This is a genomic window from Aldersonia kunmingensis (assembly GCF_001646865.1).
GTDB lineage: Bacteria > Actinomycetota > Actinomycetes > Mycobacteriales > Mycobacteriaceae > Aldersonia > Aldersonia kunmingensis.
On the sequence record NZ_LRRB01000001.1, the window covers coordinates 18600 to 39399 of the forward strand.

Annotated in this window: 22 protein-coding genes and 2 pseudogenes; 10 read left to right on the top strand and 14 right to left on the bottom strand. The window is 65.1% G+C overall.

The features are described from left to right. Positions 1-38: 38 nt before the first annotated feature. From A8G08_RS00075 to A8G08_RS00090, 4 genes are all read left to right on the top strand, one after another. Positions 39-467, top strand: a complete 429-nt coding sequence (locus A8G08_RS00075; protein ID WP_068268747.1) for a CBS domain-containing protein — start codon at positions 39-41, stop codon at positions 465-467. A gap of 37 nt (positions 468-504) precedes the next feature. After that, positions 505-831: an antibiotic biosynthesis monooxygenase family protein gene (locus tag A8G08_RS00080; protein ID WP_068268749.1), complete on the top strand. Its 327-nt coding sequence runs from the start codon at positions 505-507 to the stop codon at positions 829-831. A gap of 104 nt (positions 832-935) precedes the next feature. Next, a complete protein-coding gene (locus A8G08_RS00085) occupies positions 936-2258 on the top strand; it encodes an oxygenase MpaB family protein (RefSeq protein WP_068268750.1) in 1323 nt (440 codons plus the stop codon). A 149-nt stretch (positions 2259-2407) separates the two neighbouring features. Further along, positions 2408-2974: a TIGR03086 family metal-binding protein gene (locus A8G08_RS00090; RefSeq protein WP_068268751.1), complete on the top strand. Its 567-nt coding sequence runs from the start codon at positions 2408-2410 to the stop codon at positions 2972-2974. A 17-nt stretch (positions 2975-2991) separates the two neighbouring features. Here A8G08_RS00090 and A8G08_RS00095 read toward each other — a convergent pair whose 3' ends face one another. Beyond that, complete coding sequence (locus A8G08_RS00095; RefSeq protein WP_068268752.1) at positions 2992-4578, bottom strand: phytoene desaturase family protein; 1587 nt, start codon at positions 4576-4578, stop codon at positions 2992-2994. A 303-nt stretch (positions 4579-4881) separates the two neighbouring features. Further along, the gene (locus A8G08_RS00100) at positions 4882-5484 is read right to left on the bottom strand and encodes an IS30 family transposase (RefSeq protein WP_483757000.1); all 603 of its coding nucleotides are present in this window, start codon (positions 5482-5484) and stop codon (positions 4882-4884) included. Between the two features lie 109 nt (positions 5485-5593). Here A8G08_RS00100 and A8G08_RS28375 point away from each other — a divergent pair, with 109 nt between their 5' ends. Then, complete coding sequence (locus A8G08_RS28375) at positions 5594-5839, top strand: IS110 family transposase (RefSeq protein WP_425394514.1); 246 nt, start codon at positions 5594-5596, stop codon at positions 5837-5839. Here A8G08_RS28375 and A8G08_RS00105 read toward each other — a convergent pair. Continuing rightward, a complete protein-coding gene (locus A8G08_RS00105) occupies positions 5817-6584 on the bottom strand; it encodes a glutamine amidotransferase (protein ID WP_068268753.1) in 768 nt (255 codons plus the stop codon). The genes A8G08_RS28375 and A8G08_RS00105 overlap by 23 nt on opposite strands. Positions 6585-6761: 177 nt before the next feature. Between A8G08_RS00105 and A8G08_RS26415 the strand changes: the two are divergent. Then, a pseudogene (locus A8G08_RS26415) lies at positions 6762-7127 on the top strand (transposase); the annotation flags it as partial. A 424-nt stretch (positions 7128-7551) separates the two neighbouring features. Here the strand turns inward: A8G08_RS26415 and A8G08_RS28380 are convergent. The 3 genes from A8G08_RS28380 to A8G08_RS27705 form a co-directional block, all read right to left on the bottom strand. After that, entirely contained in the window at positions 7552-7905 is a 354-nt protein-coding gene (locus tag A8G08_RS28380; protein ID WP_068268754.1) for an AMP-binding enzyme, read from the bottom strand. Between the two features lie 4 nt (positions 7906-7909). Beyond that, positions 7910-8401: an AMP-binding protein gene (locus A8G08_RS28385; protein ID WP_425394515.1), complete on the bottom strand. Its 492-nt coding sequence runs from the start codon at positions 8399-8401 to the stop codon at positions 7910-7912. Between the two features lie 416 nt (positions 8402-8817). Further along, positions 8818-8970 carry a hypothetical protein gene (locus tag A8G08_RS27705; protein WP_187344408.1) on the bottom strand — a complete coding sequence of 51 codons (153 nt, stop codon included), beginning with the start codon at positions 8968-8970 and terminating at the stop codon, positions 8818-8820. Between the two features lie 74 nt (positions 8971-9044). Between A8G08_RS27705 and A8G08_RS00115 the strand changes: the two genes are divergently transcribed. Beyond that, positions 9045-9602, top strand: a complete 558-nt coding sequence (locus A8G08_RS00115; RefSeq protein ID WP_068268755.1) for a helix-turn-helix domain-containing protein — start codon at positions 9045-9047, stop codon at positions 9600-9602. After that, entirely contained in the window at positions 9595-10482 is an 888-nt protein-coding gene (locus tag A8G08_RS00120; protein ID WP_068268756.1) for an SRPBCC family protein, read from the top strand. The genes A8G08_RS00115 and A8G08_RS00120 overlap by 8 nt, the downstream gene beginning before the upstream one ends. Here the strand turns inward: A8G08_RS00120 and A8G08_RS28390 are convergent. The 5 genes and pseudogenes from A8G08_RS28390 to A8G08_RS00140 form a co-directional block, all read right to left on the bottom strand. Beyond that, a pseudogene (locus A8G08_RS28390) lies at positions 10395-10586 on the bottom strand (excalibur calcium-binding domain-containing protein); the annotation flags it as partial. The gene A8G08_RS00120 and the pseudogene A8G08_RS28390 overlap by 88 nt on opposite strands. Positions 10587-10613: 27 nt before the next feature. Next, the gene (locus A8G08_RS00125) at positions 10614-12179 is read right to left on the bottom strand and encodes a fatty acyl-CoA synthetase (protein WP_068268758.1); all 1566 of its coding nucleotides are present in this window, start codon (positions 12177-12179) and stop codon (positions 10614-10616) included. Next, on the bottom strand, positions 12176-12694 hold the full coding sequence (locus A8G08_RS00130) for a flavin reductase family protein (protein WP_068268841.1): 519 nt from the start codon (positions 12692-12694) through the stop codon (positions 12176-12178). Before A8G08_RS00130 ends, A8G08_RS00125 begins: the two co-directional genes overlap by 4 nt. Before the next feature lie 2 nt (positions 12695-12696). Beyond that, complete coding sequence (locus A8G08_RS00135) at positions 12697-13329, bottom strand: 3,4-dihydroxy-2-butanone-4-phosphate synthase (protein ID WP_068268760.1); 633 nt, start codon at positions 13327-13329, stop codon at positions 12697-12699. A 16-nt stretch (positions 13330-13345) separates the two neighbouring features. Further along, complete coding sequence (locus tag A8G08_RS00140) at positions 13346-13774, bottom strand: nuclear transport factor 2 family protein (protein ID WP_245672521.1); 429 nt, start codon at positions 13772-13774, stop codon at positions 13346-13348. A 235-nt stretch (positions 13775-14009) separates the two neighbouring features. On the opposite strand from A8G08_RS00140, the gene A8G08_RS00145 reads away from it, so the two are divergent. Next, positions 14010-16688, top strand: a complete 2679-nt coding sequence (locus A8G08_RS00145; RefSeq protein WP_068268762.1) for a LuxR C-terminal-related transcriptional regulator — start codon at positions 14010-14012, stop codon at positions 16686-16688. Between the two features lie 9 nt (positions 16689-16697). Here the strand turns inward: A8G08_RS00145 and A8G08_RS00150 are convergent, their stop codons facing one another. The 3 genes from A8G08_RS00150 to A8G08_RS00160 form a co-directional block, all read right to left on the bottom strand. Further along, entirely contained in the window at positions 16698-17534 is an 837-nt protein-coding gene (locus A8G08_RS00150; RefSeq protein ID WP_068268764.1) for a mycofactocin-coupled SDR family oxidoreductase, read from the bottom strand. A 38-nt stretch (positions 17535-17572) separates the two neighbouring features. Beyond that, positions 17573-18766 carry an acyl-CoA dehydrogenase family protein gene (locus A8G08_RS00155; protein ID WP_068268766.1) on the bottom strand — a complete coding sequence of 398 codons (1194 nt, stop codon included), beginning with the start codon at positions 18764-18766 and terminating at the stop codon, positions 17573-17575. A 191-nt stretch (positions 18767-18957) separates the two neighbouring features. After that, positions 18958-19536 (bottom strand): TetR/AcrR family transcriptional regulator, encoded by a 579-nt coding sequence (locus A8G08_RS00160; protein ID WP_068268767.1) that lies wholly within the window; start codon positions 19534-19536, stop codon positions 18958-18960. A gap of 102 nt (positions 19537-19638) precedes the next feature. On the opposite strand from A8G08_RS00160, the gene A8G08_RS00165 reads away from it, so the two are divergent. Further along, positions 19639-20778, top strand: a complete 1140-nt coding sequence (locus A8G08_RS00165; RefSeq protein ID WP_068268769.1) for an acyl-CoA dehydrogenase family protein — start codon at positions 19639-19641, stop codon at positions 20776-20778. Positions 20779-20800: the final 22 nt, after the last annotated feature.

The window sequence follows — 20800 nt, forward strand, 5'->3', positions numbered from 1 at the left end:
CGGCGGTGGACCGATCCCTATCCGGATCGAGGTGCCGGATGAGAATCTCGGACGTGCTACGGCACAAGGGCTCCGCGGTATGCACGGTCGCCCCCTACACCCCGATGCTCGATCTGCTCGGGTTGTTGAACGACCGCAACATCGGTGCGGTGGTTATCTGCGAAGGCGACAACGTCGTCGGCATCGTGTCCGAGCGCGACGTCGTGCACGGTCTGAAAGATCGTGGCGCCGGTCTGCTCGGTCTCGCTGCGGGCGACATCATGACGCGGGCAGTGCTGTTCTGCGATCCAGCCGACACTGTCGACAGCCTCGCCGAAACGATGACCGAGCGGCGTATCCGGCATGTCCCGGTGCTCGACAATGGCCGTCTCGCGGGGATTGTCAGCATCGGTGATGTCGTGAAGAGCAGGATCACGCAGCTCGAGAACGACCGGGAACAGCTCGAGTCGTACATCGCCCGGGGCTGATGCTGGCGCGAGCTCCGTTCGCGGACATACTGATTTGATGCGACCCGACTCGGACAGCCATATCGTCACCGTGTTCCGCAGCCGCCTGCGCCCAGACGCGGAGGCAAATGGGTACTTCGCGACGGCCAAGGTGATCCTGGAGCGCGCCCAGGCCATGCCCGGATTCCTCTCCTACAAGGTCTTCACCGCCGATGACGGGGAACGCGTGTCGATCGTCGAGTTCGACTCGACGGAACACCACAACGCCTGGCGTGACGATCCCGAGCATCGCGAGGCGCAGCAGCGTGGACGGAGGGATTTCTACACCGAATACTCCATCTCGGTGACCCGGCGTTATCACCATCGCAGTTTCCGCGCGGACTGATCACTGCGGCAACGGGTTGTGTCGGTACGATCTGACAACGGCAGTTTGCAATTTGTGGCGTGAAGGACTTCTCACTTGCGGGCTGAAGGTTGATGATAGGAGGCATGGCACTCCACTATCAGCACCTCGCTGAGCGGGTCCTCAGCCAGCGTGAACTGCAGCCCAATCTATACGGCAGCATCGATTTCGAAGCGGTTCCCTATCGCCTGACCGTCGATGCGAGGGATGAATCCACCCTGCCGGGCTGGCTCGCAAAGCGAGAGCCGATCCTCCAGGACGCTCGTGTATTGGAGTTGATCAGCACGGCCACGATGCTCGGCGATGTCGTCGCCGATCCGTACGCGGCACTGGAACCGCAGTATGGGACGAAGACGCTGGTCAGCATGCTGAAACAAGCGTGCAGTGAGGGCGTCGATGCGGTACCGGGCGCACCGCCCGAGTTGCGCGCCTTCATCGCAGCGATGGAGGCCACGCCCGAGTGGGTCGATATGGAGCTAGTGGAGGAGGGCGCTCGCCTGATGCGTCCGGGCGCGGCGTTCCTCGCCCCCTTCGCGACCCGCGGCGCATTTCTGGCGACGTTCACCAACACCTATGCCGCGCTCCCGATGGCTCTTACTGGAGCGCTCTCGGGTAAGCGCGCGGCGCGGCGCATCAACGAAACCTCGAACTTCTTCACGGTCACGACTCTGCCCGGCGCGCTCGAACGCTACGGGCTCGGCTTCGAAGCCGCCGCGATGGTGCGGCTGATGCACTCGATGGTGCGGTTCCACGCCCTCACCCGACCGGGCGCGTGGGATTCCGAGGTTTACGGGATTCCGATTCCGCAAGTCGACCAGATGCCCGCCGGGCTGCTCAATATGTACGTCATCGCCTTGGGAGCATTGCGAAAGGGAAAAACGAACTTCTCCCGGCGCGAGCGCGCGATGCTCGAAATCGGCCGATACCGCTGCTTCCTCCTCGGACTGCCCGAGGAACTGCTTCCCACCAGCGCCGAAGACATCGTCCAGGTCTTCCATGCCCGCGCCGCGACATTGCGTGCCGGCTTCGACGACGCGACCTGTGGTGCGCTGGTCCGCTCCACCATGGAGGCGTACCTGCGGCCCGAGGAGACCTGGTTCGATCGCGCCGCCGACAGCGTCGAGCGCAGTTGGAGCAAGTTCACCTTTGTTCGGGCATTCGTCAACGGAGACCGGGGGAAGGGTGCGGCAATGGGTGTGCACCTGACCAACACCGATGTCGCAAAGGTTGCCGCTACGGCGCCGTTCATCCTCGGCCGGTTCGCGCTCGTCGAGGGTGCGTCACGGGTTCCGGTGATCCAAAATCCGGTCGACGACTACACCATCCGCATGATCCACAAGCGCCTCAAGACGTACGGCAATCCCGAATTCACAACGGATGCAAAGACTTACGCCCGGGCCAGCGCGTAGGGGCTCGACACCTGGCTCACTGCGGTGAGTTTTCTCCATCCAGCGCCACAGTTATCGCGTACGCCGTTGACGCGAGGGTTTCATATCCGCGCATAGCGCTTGGTGAAATTCGGCTGACCAGGTGTGGTCGGCGGGCGTAGCCTCGCGGCGTGGCAGTGGGAATCGAGGACTTGAAACGTTCGAGCGATGCCGTGGGTGCCGTAATCGCCCGCATCGACGAGAACCAGTGGGATTTGCCGACACCCTGTACGGAATGGAATGTGCGGGACCTCGTGAGTCATTTGGTGTTCGGTAATCGCGTATTCGTGGCGCGGCTCTCCGGCGACGAAATGCCCGACCGGCATGCCGATCAGCTCGGTGACGATGCCGCGGCCGCGTATGTCGATACGGCCGCTGACCTGCTGGACGCGCTGCGGCCGGAGGGCGTATTGGAACGCAGGTACCCCGGCCCGCTTGGAGTGATCACGGGCCTCGAGACGTTGCAGATCCGGCTCTACGATCTGCTGGCACACGGCTGGGATCTCGAGCAGGCAACCGGCCTACCCGTTGACCTTCCCGAAGACGCCGCGGCCGAGTCGCTGGAGTTCGTCCGCGGGCAGTTGGCGACCGCGCCACGCACCGGGAGATTCGCCGAGCCGCAGCTCGTCCCCGATACAGCTCCGGCGATCGACCGGCTCGCCGCGTTCCTGGGCCGCCAGCCGAAGGTCGATCAATAGCGCTGTGCTTCAGCGGGTTATCCGGTGCGCGATCGGTTCCTCGCTTCGAGCACGGCCATCGCGGCGTTGTGGCCGCCGATACCGCTCACTGCGCCGCCGCGCACCGCGCCTGACCCGCACAACAGGATGCCGTCGTATCCCGAGTCGACGCCCCACCCCCTCGCGGGGGTGCCGAGATCGGCATCGTCCTCGGCGAACGGCCAGGCCAGCGGGCCGTGGAAGATATTGCCGCCCGGCATATTGAGCGCCTGTTCGATGTCGAGCGTGGTCTTGGTCTCGATGCAGGGCTTGCCTTGCGCATCGGTGAGAACGACATCCTCGATCGGCTCGGCGAGCACCGAGTTCACCGAGTCGAGGACCGCCCTTTCCATGCGGGCGCGCTGGCCATCGTTGGTCGCCGCGGTGACCAGGCGATCCGGGACGTGCAGGCCGAATACCGTAAGCGTATGGGCACCTGCGGCATTCAGCTCGTCGCCGAGGATGGATGGGTCGGTGATCGAATGACAGTAGATCTCGCAGGGCATGGGCGCCGGTAACTGTCCTGCCGCGGCTGTCTGGTACGCCTGCTCGAGCTGGGTGAAGGACTCGTTTATATGTAGCGTCCCGCCGAACGCGGCGGCCGGGTCGAGGCTCGAATCTCGCAGCGCTGGGAGGCGCCCGAGCAACAGGTTCACCTTCACCTGACAACCTTCGGGCCGGGTGGACGGCCGCGTCTCGGCCATCAGGCGGGCGAGCACGTGTGGTGCCACGTTGACGAGGACGTGGTGCGCTGCCACACGTCGCTCGGCGCCGTTATGGGTGTAGTGCACGACTGCGCCCGGTTCGATGGCGGTCACCTCGGCGCCGGTGTGGATCTCGGCGCCCGAGGCAGCGGCCGCCCTGGCGAGCTGGTCGGTGACGGTGCCCATGCCGCCGACGGGCACGTCCCAATCGCCGGTTCCGCCGCCGATGACGTGGTACAGAAAGCAGCGGTTCTGGACCAGGTTCGCCTCGTGTGCGGCGGCGAACGTGCCGATCAGCCCATCCGTGAGGACAACGCCGCGCACCAGGTCGTCGGTAAGACGGCCGGTGACGAATTCCCCGAGAGGGCGCTCGAACAGCGCGCTCCACAACTCGTCGTCGCCGAGCCGAGCCCGCGTTTCGCTGCGAGTGCGCAACGGCTCGGTCATGGACGGCCAGAGCGTGGCTGCGACCCGTCCCGTGTCCGCATAGAGCTCGGCAAACGCGGCGGCATCGCGCCCCGCGCCGATGCGTTGGAACGAGGCGTGGGTCACTTCGGGATCGCCGCGATCGATGAGCAGTCCGCGCCCGTTCCCGGCGGGAACGGGCGTATAGGAGGAATACCGCCGACGTACGAACCGCAGGTCGAGTCCGAGGTCGTCGATGATGCGCCGGGGCAGCAAGCTCACCAGGTAGGAGTAGCGCGACAGTCGAGCGTCGCGCCCGACGAACGGGCGCGCACTGACCGCTGCGCCTCCGATCGTGTTCAGCCGCTCGAGGACGACGACCGATAGGCCCGCCCTGGCGAGATACGCGGCGGCGGTGAGGCCGTTGTGCCCGCCCCCGACAACAACCACGTCACGGGTACCGGTGTAGCCGGCCATGGAATCATCGTGTCATTCACAAGAGATATTGGCGACGGCAGTGGTAAGCACATGGCCACCCGAACGTTTCCACAAGCCACGAGAGCTGGACCGATCTCGGGTCGGACGTGCTGCCGAGCCTGTGTACTGGATGGGTGGCATGGCAGTAAACGCCGGGATCGAGCGACTGGTATCCGGTTCGGCATCATCGCCGTAGATACGTGGCAGAAGCGGTCGTCCCGATACGATGCATTGCTCGCGGCAAAGGCCGAAATTGTCGGCTCCGGCTGAATATTGAGCAGCCTGCTCCGGGGCGGGTTCTAGTCAACGTCGCAACGCGGACCGTTTCTCCGATCGTAGTAGAGCGGTGAACAGCTCTGCTGGGCACCGGTTCTGAAGGACGAGCCGCGGCCGGAAGTTGAGCTCGTTCTCCACGGCCAGCAGATGCTCCGGAGTGTGGATACTGAGGTTGGTTCCCTTCGGGAAGTAGTCGCGCAGCAAGCCAGTGTTCTCGTTCGAGCCGCGTTGCCATGGGGACCGAGAGTCACAGAAGTAGACCGGCACGCCCAACGATTGCGTGATTGTGGTGTGGCGGGCCATTTCTGTGCCCTGATCCCAGGTGATCGAGCGCAGCAGCGTCGCCGGCAGATCGCTCATCCGTTCGCACAACGCGGTGTGCAGGGTCTCGCCGTCGCGCGAGGGAAGGTGCAGGAGCCGGACCGTGCGGGTCTGGCGCTCGACGAGGGTGCCGATCGCAGATGCCTGATCCTTGCCGATTATCAAGTCCCCTTCCTTACGTTGGAGCGGTGGGCGGAATCCGGGCCGGACGGAGGTCTGGATCGCTCTCCTTGGGACAGCGGGTATGGCTGAGGTCTCCCTGCCGCTCGACGGCTCACTGGGAATGGCCGCCCGCTGTCCTGCTGTCAGCTCGACCGCTCATTGAGACTCGCGCACAGATCGTTGGGTAAGGACGTGCCGGCGTGGCTGACAGACAAGGAACGCCCACTCGTAAGGACGACGACCTGTAGGGGACTACGTGAGCGGACTGTGGGCGGGGATCGATGCGGGGAAGCGGGCCCATCACTGCGTGGTGCTGAATGCGGCCGGCACTGCGGTCTTCTCCCAGAGGAGCGACAACGACGAGAGCGCCCTGCTTGACCGAGCAATTACATTCTTGGAGGCACGGTTTCGCTGCAGCGGGTCGTTAGATTTCAGAGTTCTCTTGAAGCTGCGGGCAGGTTTGCTGTCGCCACTTCCGATCACGATCTGTTTCCGTGCTTAAGCGGTCGCCGGTACCGTTCGACGAAGTTTCGCAGGATGATCGGGGGAGAGACCACCGATCGTTGTCGCGCATCGGCTTTCAGTGTTTCTGCGGTCTCGGGGTCAAAGTAGCCGTGACCGCTGTACGCGTCGATCCGGGTGCACAGCCCGTCGACGTCCAGTTCTGGATGGAACTGCGTCGCATATGCGTTGCGTCCCACTCGAAACGCCTGCACCGGGCACGCCGTCGACGACGCCAGAGGAACCGCGCCGCGCGGCAACTCGGTCACGGCCTCCTTGTGTCCGCCGTAGGCATCGAACTCGCGAGGCATGCCGGTGAACAAGTGATCTTCAGCGCCCGCGTCGGTGAGACTGACGGTGACTGCGCCCACCGGCTCGCTGTAGGTCGCATCGATACGTGCACCGATCGCGGCGCCGAGCGTCCCCACGCCGTAGCAGCAACCCAGAAACGGGAAGTCCTGCTCGATAGTGGCGCCGATCAGGCCGACCAGCTCGCGTTCCACCCGCAGCTGGGTGGGACTCTTCTGATCATCGCTGACGTTGTATGGCCCGCCGCCGAGCACGATGCCGGACCAGTCGCCGAGCTCGATGGGACCCAGTTCCTGATCGGTGAGGACGATACGCCGCAGACCCGCGTCGTCGAGGTCGGCGAAGCGCATGATCGCGGCATACTCGTCGTCTGCTGCCACTTCGTCCTCGCGGATGCTGAGCAGCAGAAACGGGGCATGATCGGTGTTCGTACCCAACGGATGCCCTTCCCATCGGTGCCGAATGGGACATTACCGATCGGGTCGGGCAGATTGGTTGAACTCGAGGATTCGCCCGGGGCTGGCCGGTATGAGGAGGCTGGGGCCTCGCCACATGTGAACGTGGGTTGCCGTCAGGAATCAGGACCTGGCCGGTAGAGCCACAGATGTGGATGGCTCGCGGTCGAGATCGGGGATTGGGACCGGTCGACCGGTCGTTCGATCGGCGCCTACCTCGGTCTCGTCCCGACGGAGTATTTCTCGGGCGCCTCCCGCTCGCAGGGCCCCATCACCAAGACCGGCAACAGCCATGCCCACCGGCTGCTGATCGAGGCGGCCTGGCATCACCGCCAGCCCTATCGCCCCGGCACCGATCTGCGTCGCCGTTGGGACGCCGCCAGCCCGGCGGCACGGGCTCGCGGTCAGGCAGCAAACCGGCGGCCGCACCGACGGTGGCAGAACTTCGAGGCCCGCAAGAAGCGTCCCGTGGTGGCCAACCCCGCCATCGCCCGGGAACTGGCCGGCTGGTGCTGGTCTTTTGCCGGTGCTCGACACCTGAGACCGGCACATAACCGTCCGAACGAACCGAGCCGATGGCGGCAGCGCCTGGGAGCGACCGGCGAACGCCCTATGAGCAATTCGTTTGTCCTGCAATCCAGTAACGCTCGACTCTAGACCTGCGGTCCGCTCCAGCAGAAGAGTCCGTTCCTGCGGTGACCAACCCGCGCATATCAGACTTAACGACGCGTCGATCACGACACGCTCGCCGCCCGCGAAGTCTCGTTCGGTCAAACGGAAGCGGCGTTCCCGGCGACGGCCGAGGACGCCGCTTCCCCTGCCCACTTGACAAACTTCACTCCATATCAGGCGTGCGTTCGTGGTGCCGCTCGCGCAGCACGCCCTTCAAGAACTTGCCGCTCGGATTCTTCGGAAGATCGGAAGTAAACGCGATGGATTTCGGAATCTTTTAAGGCGCGAGCCGCGTCCGGCAATGGGTGGTGATCGCGTGTGTGTCGATCGCGGCACCGTCGGCGATGACGACGGTCGTTGCGACGGCCTCGATCCAGCGGTCGTCCGGAACGCCATACACCCCGACCTCATGGATTTCGGGTAGCTCGTACAGCACCCCTTCGACTTCCCGCGTCGCGACGTTCTCGCCGCCCGTCTTCATCATGTCCTTCTTGCGATCGACGACCCACAGGAATCCGTCCGAGTCGAAGTAGCCCAGATCGTCGGAATGGAACCATCCGCCGGCGAATGCTTCCGCGGTCGTCTCCGGCAGGTTGTCGTAGCCGAGGGTGGCGTGCGGCCTGCGGTGCACGATTTCACCGACAGTTCCGCCGGGAAGCGGCGCGTCGTCGCCGACGATCGCGGTCTCGACATTGATGCCGCCCGGCCTGCACAGCCCGGCCGCTCATCCTGTTCCGACGGCGGGAACACTGTGGCGAGCGAGCCCATCTCGGTCTGCCCGTTGAAGTTACACAGCTCCAGCGCTGGGAAGCGCTGACGGAGTTGGCGCAGTACCTCGACGGGAAGCGCAGACGCCCGTAATAGCCCTTCCGCAACGACGGGATGGTGCGACTGTCGCCTTCCAACTCATGCAGCAACGCGATCCATACAGTGGGAGGGCAGAAGAGGTTGGTCGCGCCATAGCGCTCGACGGCAGCGAGGATCGCGGCGGGATCGGGTCGGTCGAGAATGATGCTGGTCGCGCCGAGGTAGATGTCGGTGATGAGAAAGTTGTCGAGCTGCGCGCAGTGGTACAGCGGCAGCGATGAACTTCGATATCTTCGACGACCAACGCCGCGGGCGTGCAGTCGGCGAGGAGGTAGGCGATCTCATCCGCGGTCAGCATGAATTGATCGATACGCCGATCGGGGCGTGGGTCGTGTCAACTACTTTGGAGCGCAAGGCAATCCAATGATCCGAGCCGTACAGCTGCTGCCCGAACGAGCCCCGCATCGACGATGCCGCACCGAGCAACACCGCCGACGGGCAGGGGCCATCATCGACTCCGTCGATGTGGACGTCCGCGAGCTGCAGTCGCTCGAGAATGCGGTTGCACAGGGCATCTCCGCCTTCGTAGACGTATGCCTGCGCCGCGCAGTACAGCGCTTCGTCGCGTGCGAAGTCGTGCCGGAACAGGTCCGAATCGCCAACACCGTGGGATATCCGGGCCGGACCTTGTTGGCGACGATGCCCGCGATCTCCTGGAGTGCGCGTTCGGCGAGGCTCAACGCGACCGGCGCATGGCCGCCGACGCCATGCCGAGCAACCCGAGCTGGTAAACCGGTTCCGGGCGAGCGGGTGTGGTCGAGAAGGTCTCCATGGTGTGCCGGTCAGGCACGAAGCAGTTCTCCACCGCACGGAGTGAGGTTCGCGACATCTCCGAACGACCTGCTTTCCTCGCCGCGCACGCTATTGACAAAAGATGTTTTTACGTAAAGACTTCTTTTTGTTATGAGGGACGTTGTCTACCTCGATCAGATCGAGCAGGCCGAGGCCCTGCTCAAGCCGCAGCGGATCGAAGTGTTGCGGCAGCTCGCCGAACCCCGGTCGTGCACCGAGGTTGCGGTCGAGCTCGACCAGACCCCGCAGCGGGTCTACTACCACGTGAAGGTGCTACTGACGGCCGGCCTGGTTCGTCAGGTGGCCGAACGTCGGGTGCGCGGGATCACCGAGGGGATCTACCAGGCGGCCGGGCGGTCGTACTGGCTGTCACCGAGCTTGGTGGGCCGAATCGGGTTGCGGCAGAAGCGCGATCGGCTGAGCCTGGGCTACCTGCTGGACCTGATGGAGGACGTGCAGGCCGACATCGCCGCGCTCGACCTCACCAGGCCCGACCTGCCCTCGATAGGCGTATCCGGGGAGATCAGGGTGCGCCCGGAGCAGCGCGCGGCGTTCCTCGAAGAGTTGCAGCAGACATTGCAGGACCTGTTCACCCGCTACGGCGGTGCCGATGGCGACGCATTCCGCATGGCCGTCGCCTGCTATCCGAAGGGAGATTCAAATGATTGAGCCTGATCTGCGCGTACGCGCGGTTGTACCAGCTTCATTGAAGGTCACCTACGAGGCACTTACCGACCCGGTCGCGCTGCGCGTGTGGCTGGCCGAGCACGCCGAGGTCGACCTGCCCGGCAAGTACGAGTTCTGGGGCCGGTTCACGCCCGATGGCGCAGAACCGCACCAGCGCGTGCTGCACGTGGACGATCGCAGCATCCGATTCGCCTGGACCGTGGAGGGAGTCGAGACCACATCGCAGTTCGAATTGGATGAGGACGAGGACGGCACCCTGGTCACGCTGAGCCAGACCGACCTGCCCAGCTTTGAAGACGTTCTGGCCGACAAGGCCGGTGCTCGTGGCACGTTGTCGACGTTCTGGTCGTTGGCGATCGTCAACCTCGCCGACTATCTGGCTGGCCGCGAGTTGACCCCGAAGTGCGATTTCACCTCGAACGAATTGCGGACGGCGGTCGTCATCGACGCGACGCCGGACGAGGTGTTCGATTCGATGACCCGGCCGGAGCACTTCCACCGGTGGTTCGGCGCCAAGGTGGACATCGAGCCTTGGGTAGGTGGCCGTTTTGCGATGGGCGGGTTCGAGATGGACCCGGGGGGAACCAAGTTCGTCGAGTTCGAGCCGGGCCGCAAGGCGACTATGCGGTATGCCGATGGCGTGACCGACAGCTGGGAGTTGGAAGGCTCGGAGGGAAAGACTCGACTGACCCTGGTGACGAGCGGGTTCGACCCCGACAATCCGCCTTACGCGGGCTTCATCGGCTGGCTGAGTGGCCTCGCCGAATTGCGGCGCTACCACGAGCTCCCGCAGTGGCGCTCGATCTGGCGCCAGATCGAGGTCGCCGGGATACCCGAGGGCATGTTCACCGTCGACCAGTGAGCTGAGCTCCACACGCATGCAGTGAGTCGGCGCGGATCGTGCTCGCAGGTGACGCCGTCGTTGTCACGGTCCAGCGTCGGGGCGTAGCCCGGATCGCCGCGGTGCCGGTTCGCTTGGAATGCCGCGGCGCGCTAGTGCGTACGTTCGTTGTGGCGCTCGCGCAGTACACGCTTCAGAATCTTGCCGCTGGGATTTCTCGGAAGCTCGGAGGCGAAGGCGATGGACTTCGGGATCTTGTACGACGCGAGCCTCGTCCGGCAGTGGGTGTCGATTGCGCGTGAGTCGAGCGCCGCACCATCGGCGACCACAACGGTCGCCGCGACGGCCTCGATCCAGCGGTCGTCGGGAACGCCGTAAACCGCGGCTTCACGGATTTCGGGTAGCTCGTAGAGCACCTCTTCGACTTCCCGCGTCGCGACGTTCTCGCCGCCCGTTTTCACCATGTCCTTCTTGCGATCGACAACCCACAGGAATCCGTCCGAATCGAAGTAGCCGAGATCGCCGGAGTGGAACCACTCGCCGGCGAACGCCTCCGCGGTCCTCTCGGGCAGGTTGTAATAGCCGAGGGTCACTTGGGGGCTGCGGTGCACGATCTCGCCGACCGTTCCGTCGGGAAGTGGATTGTTGTCGTCGTCGACGATCGAGGTCTCGACATTCAGCGCTGCTCGGCCCGCGCAGCCTGGCCTCCGGTCCTGTTCGGACGGCGGCAATACCGTGGCAAGTGAACCCATCTCGGTCTGTCCGTAGAAGTTCCACAGCTCCAGAGCAGGGAAGCGTTGGCGCAGTTGACGCAGCACCTCGACGGGGAGCGCGGAAGCGCCGTAGTAGCCCTTGCGCAGCGAGGCGAATGTGCGACCGTCGCCTTCCAGCTCCCGCAGCAAAGCAATCCAGACGGTCGGAGGGCAGAAGAGGTTGGTCGCGCCGTGGCGTTCGATGGCTGCGAGAAGCGCTGCAGGATCGGGCCGATCGAGAATGATGCTCGTGGCGCCGAGGTAGATGTCGGTAATGAGGAAGTTGTCGAGCTGTGCGCAGTGATACAGCGGGAGCGCGTGAACTTCGACGTCGGCCTCGGCCATGCCCCCCGACACGATGCAACTCGTGTACTGCCACATCAGCGTTCGGCTCGAGTGCATCGCTCCCTTCGGACGCGATTCCGTTCCGGACGTGTACATGATGCGAATGAGCGCGTCGTCGTCGACCTTGACCTCGGGTGCGGCGCCGGTGGACACCGTCAAAGCCTCGTCGAAGTTCGTCCAACCAGTGGGCGTCGAATTAGATAGCGGCAGAACATAGTTCGTTGTGGAAGTGGTTCCAGCGGACTGGATTGCCTGATCTGCCGTCGAGCACAGTGCATCCTCGACCACCAACGTTGCGGGTGTGCAGTCGGCAAGGATGTAGGCAATCTCCTCGGCTGTCAGCATGAAATTGATCGGGACACCGATGACGCCGATCCTTGCGGCGCCGAAGATCGCGACCGGGTACTGCCAGCAGTTGTGCGACAGGATCGCGAGCCGATCGCCCGGCCTGAGTCCCGATGCCCACAGTTGTGCCGCGAATGCATCGATCGCCCGGTCGAGTTCGGCGAACGTCAGCACGGTGTCGCGGTGTATCAGGGCCGTCCGGTCGGGCACGCGGGCGGCCGTTCGACGCGGAATGTCGCCGAGCGCGTGAGACCTCGCGCGTTGCTCCTCCGTCATCGCGCGCCGGCCGTTTGCAGCGCGCTGTGTGGTACGTGCGTACCGAAACCGCGGCGGTGATAGGTCAGGGGGTCCTGGTCGGTGGACGTCTCGACGGCACGCACCCGGCCCAGCAGGATCCGATGGTCGCCACCGGACACGATCTCGGCAACGTCGCACGCGATCCAGATCGAGGCACCCGACACGTGGGGGAGTCCGTCGCGGCGCACCCACTCGACGCCGTCGAACTTCGCAGCGCCCTTGCCAGCAAGGCGGAACGCAATGTCGGTTTGCTCCGATGCCAGTACGTTCACGCCGAATCGCTTCGTCCCCTCGATCAAGCCGAGGCACTCGGACGTGTTCGCCAGTGCGACGGCGAGCAGATGCGGTTCCATGGACAGCGACATAATCGCGCTGACCGTCGTGCCATGTGGCCGGTCGCCGTCCATGGCGGTGATCACGGTGACCGGGGCGCACAGATGCGCCATCGCCTCTTTGAACTCGGTGCCGAGCCTGTCCAGGTTTTCCTGCATCATCGTCACGGCTTTCTGGAAATTGCGTCGCGAAAAACGACGTCGGAGAAACGGATGGTGGGCAGCAACAACGTCTTCGCCTCGTCCATGCCGACAATCCCGCAGGGGTCCTGCTCGGAGACCAACGCGCAGAAGGCGAGGGACCGCGAGGCATCCCCGCAGAGATCGGCCACTTTCGCAAGGACATTCGGCCGGGATAGCGACCCGCATGCGGGATCGGCGAGGACGGGTACCACGTGTCCGGGCCTGGTGAGTTCGGTGCCACTCGCGGAGCGATCCGCGAGTACGCGAAGCGTGGCCGCACGGTCGTGCCCGGAGATGCCGGTCGTGATCCCGGCCGACGCGTCGACGGCTACGCGCATCGACCCCGAGTAGTCGTCGTCGCCGTCCGCGATCCACGACGCCGGCGGCAGATCCAGTCGCCGGCACGTATCGACATCGACTGTGGTGCAGATGAATCCGGAGCCCAGCCGGACCATCGCGCCAATCGAGGCCGCGGTGGCGGTTGATGCGAGCGCGACGATGTCGCATCCGGTGCCGGACACGTCGTCGATCACGACGGCGACGCCGCCCGCCCGCAACGCGTCGAGCGCGTCACTCGCGGACGTCGGTTGCGGGGGTGCGTACGCGATGGTCATGGTCGCTGCCCGCCGGTCATGCCGTGATGCCGGTCTTGGCCCAGAACCGCTCGAACGACGACGGCACGACGTCCGCGCCGTGCGTGACCTTGCCGTCGACGAAGCGGTGAGCCATCACCATCGTGATCTCGAGTTCGTCGTCGCCAAGGCGGCGATACGCGCGCACCTTGGCGGTGACCAGTTCGTCGTCCACGACGTCGACATCGACCACTTCGTTGCGCGACTCGTCGAGCTTGGCGAGCACGCCGAACGCCTCTAGGAACTCGGCCTTCGTGTACAGGCGCTGGGTGCCCTCGAGCGTGAATCCTGCCCACGTCATCGCGTCGTCGTAGAGGGTGACCAGCGGAACCGGATCGCCGGCATCCGCGGCGGCGAATGCGGACTTCAGTGCGTCGGCGTTCTGCTGGGTCATCGTTGTCTCCTCCGGATCGGATGTGGTGCCCATCACTGTCGTCCGTCGCGTGCGATGGGATAACCGTCCGACTACGTGATCTGGTACGGACTTGGGGCGCAAGGCGCCCTCCGGCCATCTATACTGGTAAACGCCATTAACGTGGCACGGCGATCCGCGTATTCGCGTGATCGCGATCGCGAGATGACACATCTTGACCCCCGGCGTTGCGGGGCGGTTTCAACCGAGCGCACAGTGGTACCCGTCTCATCGCGGCGACGGGAGAACGATGAACGCTGACGAATGGTCCGAGATCCATCGGTGTCATCGCAACGGCGAATCCATCAAAGGGATCGCCCAGCGGCTCGGCATGTCGCGAAACACGGTCCGCCGAGCGCTCGCGCACGAGGAACCACCTCAGGACCACCGGCGACGGGTCGGGACCATCACCGACTCCGTCGACGCGGATGTCCGTGAGCTCCTCGTCGAGAACCCCGATATCTCCATAGCGGAGGTGGGCAGGCGTGTCGGCTGGGAGCGGTCCCGCACGATGCTCGCACGCAAAGTCAACGAGGTCCGGTCCGAAGTGGAATCGGCGCGCAAGCAATCGGAGCGCGTGGCAGCGGGTATCCCGTCGCCGGCCACCAGTTTCGTCGGACGCCGCGCAGAGTTACGTGAGGTGCGGCGGCTGCTCGGTGACCATCGCCTCGTCAGCGTCGTCGGGCCCGGCGGAATCGGAAAGACGAGGCTCGCTGTGCAGGCCGCCTACGACTTCCGCCGGGCGTTTCCTGACGGCGTGCGGTTCGTCGAGTTCGCTTCCGTGCGCACCCCGGACCTACTCGCGCAGGTGGTGTGCGACGGTCTCGCGTTGGAGAACCGTGATTCGCACGATCGTTCGCCGGAGGAGACCCTCGTCGACTACCTCGAACATCGCCGAATGCTGCTGGTGCTGGACAACTGTGAGCACGTCGTCGACGCCGCGGCCGAGTTGGTGGCGCGGTTACTCGAGCACACCTCGGCACTGCGGATCATCGCCACGACACGTGAATTCCTTTCGGTGCCAGGCGAGTACGTCTTTGCGATGCCCTCGCTGCCGACCCGGGACGAGACCGGTTCCGGCGCGGCCGATCTGTTCGCGCAGCGCGCCGCCGCAGTGCTGTCGGGATTCGAGCTGACGGACGCGAACTCCGCGGCGATCGAACGGATCTGTGAACGGTTGGACGGCCTGCCGCTCGCCATCGAACTGGCGTGCGCGCGGCTCACCGTGCTGTCCATCGACGATCTGTCCGACCTGCTCGACCAGCGACTCTCGGTGCTGACAGGAAGTGCGCGGGTGCGATCGCCGCGACAGCGGAGTCTGCACGCCACCGTCGAATGGAGCTACGAGCTGTGCTCGGTCGACGAGCGAACGCTGTGGACGAGGCTGTCGGTATTCGCCGACGGGTTCACGCTTCCTATGGCGATCGCGGTGTGCGCCGACGAGGACCTTGCGGCCGAGTCGATCATGGACTCGCTGGCGGCGCTGGTCGCCAAATCGGTCGTCCAGAGGGGCGATTCGGACGAGCACGCGCGATTCCGCATGCTCGAGTCGATCCGCGAGTACGGGTCCAGCAAGCTCACGCTGGACCAGCAGCGTGGGCTTCAGTCGCAGTTACTGCGTTGGTGCGCCGACCTGATCCGGACCACCGCCTCGGGGTGGTACGGCCCCGACCAATTTCGCTACGCGCGTGCAGTGCGGGACAACCGCGGCAACATCCGCGCGGCGCTGGACGCGGCGATGTCCGAGCCACACCGCGACACCGACGCGCACTTGGCGGCGGAAGCGCTCGGTTCGGCCATGTTCCTGTGGTCCTGCGGAATATCAGTCCGTGAGCACCGGATGTGGCTGACCAGGGCGCTCGAACTCCCGGCGATCCTGGGTGAGACGAAACGGCAGATCCTCGGCGTCCTGGCGCTCATTCAGATCCTGCAGGGCGATCGCGAGTCTGCCGATTTCGCGCTGCAACGCATTCGTGCCATCGCACGCGAAGACGGCGATGCGGGAGCGGCGGCGTTCGTCGCACACCTGAGTGGACTTCGGCATATGTTTTCCGGCGACCTCGCTGCCGCGCGGACGGAGATGGACGAAGCGGCGAACCGGTACCGCATCGGGGGTGCGGGTGCGGATCTCGTTGCCACGCTGCGCATTCACCAGGGCATGCTGCTGAGCGCGGCCTTCGAGGTGGGCGCGGCCGAGGAGCACTTCACGGCCGTTCACGCGCAGTCGTCGGCCGTGGGGGAGTTGTGGTTCCGGTCGTTTGCGGCGTACGGGCTGGGCTTGGTCGCGCTGCTGCAGAAGGACTTCGTCCGCGCACGCGACCTCGCCATGGAGGGACTGAGCATCCAGCGGTCGTTCGGTGACGTCGTCGGCACGACACTCATGACGGACCTGCTTGGATGGGCTCTGGCGGAACTGGATTCGGCGACTCGCGCTGCGGTGTTGCTCGGGGCGGCATCATCGATGTGGGGCTCGTTCGGGCAGCAGCTGTACGGGTCCGAGCATTGGATTGCTCTGCGCTCCAAGGCGGTTGACACCGCACGCGCCCGGATCGGCGGTACCGCGTTCGACCGGTCGTGGGAGAAGGGACGCTCCATGTCGGCGGCGGAGCTGTTCGATTACATCTTCACCGGTCCGAAGTCGGACCGGGCTTCTGGTGACGAGCGCCACGGGTTCACTGGTGCCGAGCATCATGCCGACGAGATTCTGACCCCGCGTGAGCGTGAGGTCGCCGACCTTGTGGTCGCCGGCCTCACGAACAAGCAGATCGCGGAAAAGCTTGTGCTGTCGACCCGTACCGTCGAAGGTCACGTCGAGCATGTGCTGCGCAAGCTCGGTGTTCAGAGGCGTGTCGAGCTCGTCGCCGCGGCAATACACGGTGGAACGGTGCCGTCCGGGAGTGAGAAGCATCCCGGACGGCACCGAGTCTGATCAGGGCCGTCAGACCTTGGACAGCGCGCCCGCGTCGATCGGTAGCGCGATCCCGGTGACGTGTCGTGCCGCGTCCGAGGCGAGCCACACCACCGCGTTCGAGATGTCGACCGGGTCTAGCCACGGGATCGGCAGGACGTTCATTCCGGTCTGGCAGGCCTCGCGGAAATCCTCATGCGTCGGATTCTCGAGGTCGGGGCGGAAGAGCTTGTACATCGCCTCATGATCGATCATGTCGGTGAGTACAGAGGTCGGATGGATCGAGTTGCACCGAATCCGATACTGCCCAAGCTCATTCGACGCGGTCCGTGCCAGGCCGGTGACACCGTGCTTGGCCGCAACGTAGTGAGCAAAGTTCGGGAAGCCCTGCAGGCCGCCGGTCGAGCTGATCAGGACGATGGAGCCCCCGTCGCCCTGTTCGATGAGCGTCGGAATCGTCGCGCGCATGGTCTTCCAGACGCCCGTGAGATTGATGTCGATCATCTCCGACCACTGCGTTTCGCTGAGTTCGTGCAGTGGGGCAGAAGAGAAGATCCCGGCGTTGGCGACGACGGTGTCGAGCCGTCCGAGTTCTGCGATGCCCTCCGCCACGACGTTCTCGAGCGATTGCAGGTCACGAACATCGGCGACCGCGGTGTGGATGCGCCTGCCGGTCTTCTCGACAAGGCGCGCAGTCTCGTCGAGATCTTCGATACGGCTGCCGTGATAGCTGGTGGTCGCGAGGTCGGCGCAGATATCCAGCGCGATGACGTCGGCACCTTCCTCTGCGAGCCGCACTGCATGCGAACGTCCCTGTCCGCGGGCGGCTCCGGTGACGAGAGCGACCTTGCCTTCCAATTGGCCCATGTCAGAACACCTTTCAGTTTGGGAGAAATCGGGAACGATCAGGAGCGGGTGTAGGACGGCGCGATCGCGGCCGCGGCTTCGACCAGCGTCATCCGATCCACGAGTGCGTGCTGCGTCGCGACAGCGGCGTCGCGGACGAGACGCCCGAGTGCGCTCGGTGTGCGGACGGTAGCGCTGCCGGCCCAACGGTGGGCGAACATGACGACGTCACCGGCGACTTCCTGTGCCCACGTGGCGGCCTGGCGCATGCGCGCCCGCTGTTCATCGGTGATCGTGTCGCCGGCGGCGGCAGTGGCTTCGGCATCGCCGTACACCTCGTAGACGTATGCCCGCGCCGCGCGGTACAGCGCCTCGTGGCGGGCGAAGTCGTGCCGGAACAGGTCCGAGTCGCCCACAACCGTGGGATATCCGGGCCGCACCTTCTTCTCGACGATGCCCGCGATCTCTTGGAGTGCACGTTCGGCGAGTCCCAACGCGACCGGTGCGTGCCCGCCGACGCCGATGCCGAGCAACCCGAGCTGGTACACCGGTTCCGGGCGGACGGGCGTGGTGGAGAAGGTCTCCATCGCGTGCCGATCCGGCACGAAGCAGTTCTCGACCTTGTAGTCGTACGAGCCGGTTCCGACCATGCCCATCACGTTCCAGTTCCCAAGGAACTCGACCTCGGAGCGCGGCACGAAACCGATCCTGCAATCCGGCGTTCCCGCCTCGTCCACGATGGGGTTCCCGGCTTCGTCGTGCACGACGAAGCCGACGCCGATCCACGATGCATGCGCTGAGCCACTGGCGAATTGGAATCGCCCGGTCACGTTGAAGCCGCCCTCCACCCGAGTTGCCGAGCCGGTCGGCACGACCATTCCCGCGGTGATGCCCGGGTTGGGACCGTCGAAGATCTCACGGGCACCGGTCTCGCCCATGAATCCCACGGCGACGCCGGTGCTGCACGAATTGGCCATGAATGCCCAGCCGGTGGATCCGTCTGCGCGAGAGATCTCCTGGATCACCTTGAACGCGCTGACGATGTCGAGGCCCGCGCCGCCGTACTCCTGCGGAACCAGAATCCAGAACAAGCCTGCGTCGGCAAGCGCCTCGTACACCGGCCGGGTGATCGTGGCGGCCTCTTCGATCGAGTTCGCCTCCGTCTCGATCACTTTCGCGGCGGCGCGTGCGCGCTCGAGAAACTCCGCACCGCGGTCGATGGTCTGCACCGGTCGCTCTGCCGTAATGGTCATGTTGGGCCTTCCCGTTCCGACCTGCCGAAGCAGGGATATGACACGAGTCACACTGGCCGACCGAGGGGTGGTCCCAGAACGGGGTTACTACGTGGTCCGCTACGTGGTCTGGCGTCGCCGCGGGTCGGGGGCAGGTTTCGGTCCGGATGAGTTCACGGTGGCGAGTGATGCCGCGCGCGCGGACATACCGGTCAGACGCTGATGCCGTTGGTGAGTAGGGCGGCTAGTTCGCGGTATGCCTCTGCGTCATCGAGGCCGGTGTAAGCGCGGACGCCGCCCTGCTGGATGCGCACCATCATCGTCGCGGCCACGTCGGCGGCAAATGCCGCGTGCACGCCGCGAAAGACGCCCGCGGCGACACCGTCGGTGATCAATTCCTGCACGCGGCCTGCGGCGATGTGGGTGTTGCGTTCGTATACGTCGCGCGCTGGCGCGAATGCGTGCAGGTCGGCCATGAAGCGCTCGGACGCCACCGACAGCACCCGGCCGACGGCGGTGAGGTAGGCATCGATCCGTTCGCGGGGTCCGGTGACCTCGGCGATCTCGGCCTCGACCGCGTTCGTGGCGCGCTTGAAGAAGTGCACGGTCGCGGCCGTGACCAGTTGTTCCTTGCTGCCTGCGAGGGTGTAGAGCGTGGACTTGGAGCATTTGAGGCGAGCCGCGATCGCGTCGAGCGTCAGGTTCGCGAAACCCTCGGAAAGGAACAGTTCGACGAGGGCATCGAATAGTTCGGTACGTCGGGCGGTCGCGAACGACGAGCTGGCCTCCATACGAGTGACAGTACTGCCGGACTGCTTGCAGTACTGGCACCTCGACAGTACTGTCGCTTGCAGTTCAGTACTGCCTTACGCGTCATCTGCGAGGAGAGCCCTGTGGCCGTCGACCGACTCTTGCCCACCGACGAGGCGCGAGATCTCATCCAACTCACGCGCGACGTCGCCGATAAGGTGCTGGCGCCGATCGTCGATCACCACGAGAAGGCCGAGACGTATCCCGACGGCGTGTTCGCCACGCTGGGGGAGGCGGGGTTGCTGAGCCTGCCGTACCCGGAGGAGTGGGGCGGCGGCGGTCAGCCGTACGAGGTCTACCTGCAGGTGCTCGAGGAGATCGCTGCCCGTTGGGCCGCGGTCGCCGTGGCGGTCAGCGTGCACAGCCTCGCCTGCCACCCGCTCATGGCGTTCGGCACCGAGGAGCAGAAGCAGAAGTGGCTACCGGACATGCTGGGCGGTTACACGATCGGCGCCTACAGTCTTTCCGAGCCGCAGGCCGGATCGGACGCCGCGGCACTCGCGTGCAAGGCCATCGCGACGGATGATGGCTACCGCATCACCGGCTCAAAGGCATGGATCACCCACGGCGGCGTGGCGGACTTCTACAACCTCTTCGCCCGCACCGGTGAAGGTTCCAAGGGCATTTCGTGCTTCCTGGTCCCCAAGGACACCGAGGGCTTGAGCTTTGGCAAACCCGAGGAGAAGATGGGCCTGCACGCCGTGCCGACCACCTCCGCCCACTACGACGACGCGTTCGTCCCGACGGAACGTCGCCTCGGCGGCGAGGGGCAGGGCCTGCAGATCGCGTTCAGCGCCTTGGATTCCGGCCGCCTCGGCATCGCCGCGGTCGCCGTCGGCATCGCCCAGGCCGCGCTCGACGAGGCCGTCGCGTACGCGCAGGAGCGCACCGCGTTCGGTCGCAAGATCATCGATCATCAGGGCCTCGGCTTCCTGCTTGCCGACATGGCCGCAGCCGTCGACTCGGCACGCGCCACCTACCTCGACGCGGCCCGCCGCCGCGACGCGGGCCTGCCTTACTCCCGCAACGCCTCGGTGGCCAAGCTCGTAGCGACCGACGCCGCGATGAAGGTGACGACCGACGCCGTCCAAGTGTTCGGTGGTTACGGCTACACCCGCGATTTCCGCGTTGAGCGCTACATGCGCGAGGCGAAGATCACCCAAATCTTCGAGGGCACCAACCAAATTCAGCGCCTCGTCATCAGCCGCCACCTCGCCGGCTGACAGGTTCGCCGAGTTTTCGTAC

Excerpts from the sequence above, each read along its gene's own strand:
- A8G08_RS00075 (WP_068268747.1), top strand. The coding sequence starts at position 39 with ATGAGAATCTCGGACGTGCTACGGCACAAGGGCTCCGCGGTATGCACG.
- A8G08_RS00080 (WP_068268749.1), top strand. The coding sequence starts at position 505 with ATGCGACCCGACTCGGACAGCCATATCGTCACCGTGTTCCGCAGCCGC.
- A8G08_RS00085 (WP_068268750.1), top strand. The coding sequence starts at position 936 with ATGGCACTCCACTATCAGCACCTCGCTGAGCGGGTCCTCAGCCAGCGT.
- A8G08_RS00095 (WP_068268752.1), bottom strand. The coding sequence starts at position 4,578 with ATGGCCGGCTACACCGGTACCCGTGACGTGGTTGTTGTCGGGGGCGGG.
- A8G08_RS27705 (WP_187344408.1), bottom strand. The coding sequence starts at position 8,970 with ATGTCGCGAACCTCACTCCGTGCGGTGGAGAACTGCTTCGTGCCTGAC.
- A8G08_RS00115 (WP_068268755.1), top strand. The coding sequence starts at position 9,045 with ATGAGGGACGTTGTCTACCTCGATCAGATCGAGCAGGCCGAGGCCCTG.
- A8G08_RS00120 (WP_068268756.1), top strand. The coding sequence starts at position 9,595 with ATGATTGAGCCTGATCTGCGCGTACGCGCGGTTGTACCAGCTTCATTG.
- A8G08_RS00125 (WP_068268758.1), bottom strand. The coding sequence starts at position 12,179 with ATGACGGAGGAGCAACGCGCGAGGTCTCACGCGCTCGGCGACATTCCG.
- A8G08_RS00130 (WP_068268841.1), bottom strand. The coding sequence starts at position 12,694 with ATGATGCAGGAAAACCTGGACAGGCTCGGCACCGAGTTCAAAGAGGCG.
- A8G08_RS00135 (WP_068268760.1), bottom strand. The coding sequence starts at position 13,329 with ATGACCATCGCGTACGCACCCCCGCAACCGACGTCCGCGAGTGACGCG.
- A8G08_RS00140 (WP_245672521.1), bottom strand. The coding sequence starts at position 13,774 with ATGGGCACCACATCCGATCCGGAGGAGACAACGATGACCCAGCAGAAC.
- A8G08_RS00145 (WP_068268762.1), top strand. The coding sequence starts at position 14,010 with ATGAACGCTGACGAATGGTCCGAGATCCATCGGTGTCATCGCAACGGC.
- A8G08_RS00150 (WP_068268764.1), bottom strand. The coding sequence starts at position 17,534 with ATGGGCCAATTGGAAGGCAAGGTCGCTCTCGTCACCGGAGCCGCCCGC.
- A8G08_RS00155 (WP_068268766.1), bottom strand. The coding sequence starts at position 18,766 with ATGACCATTACGGCAGAGCGACCGGTGCAGACCATCGACCGCGGTGCG.
- A8G08_RS00160 (WP_068268767.1), bottom strand. The coding sequence starts at position 19,536 with ATGGAGGCCAGCTCGTCGTTCGCGACCGCCCGACGTACCGAACTATTC.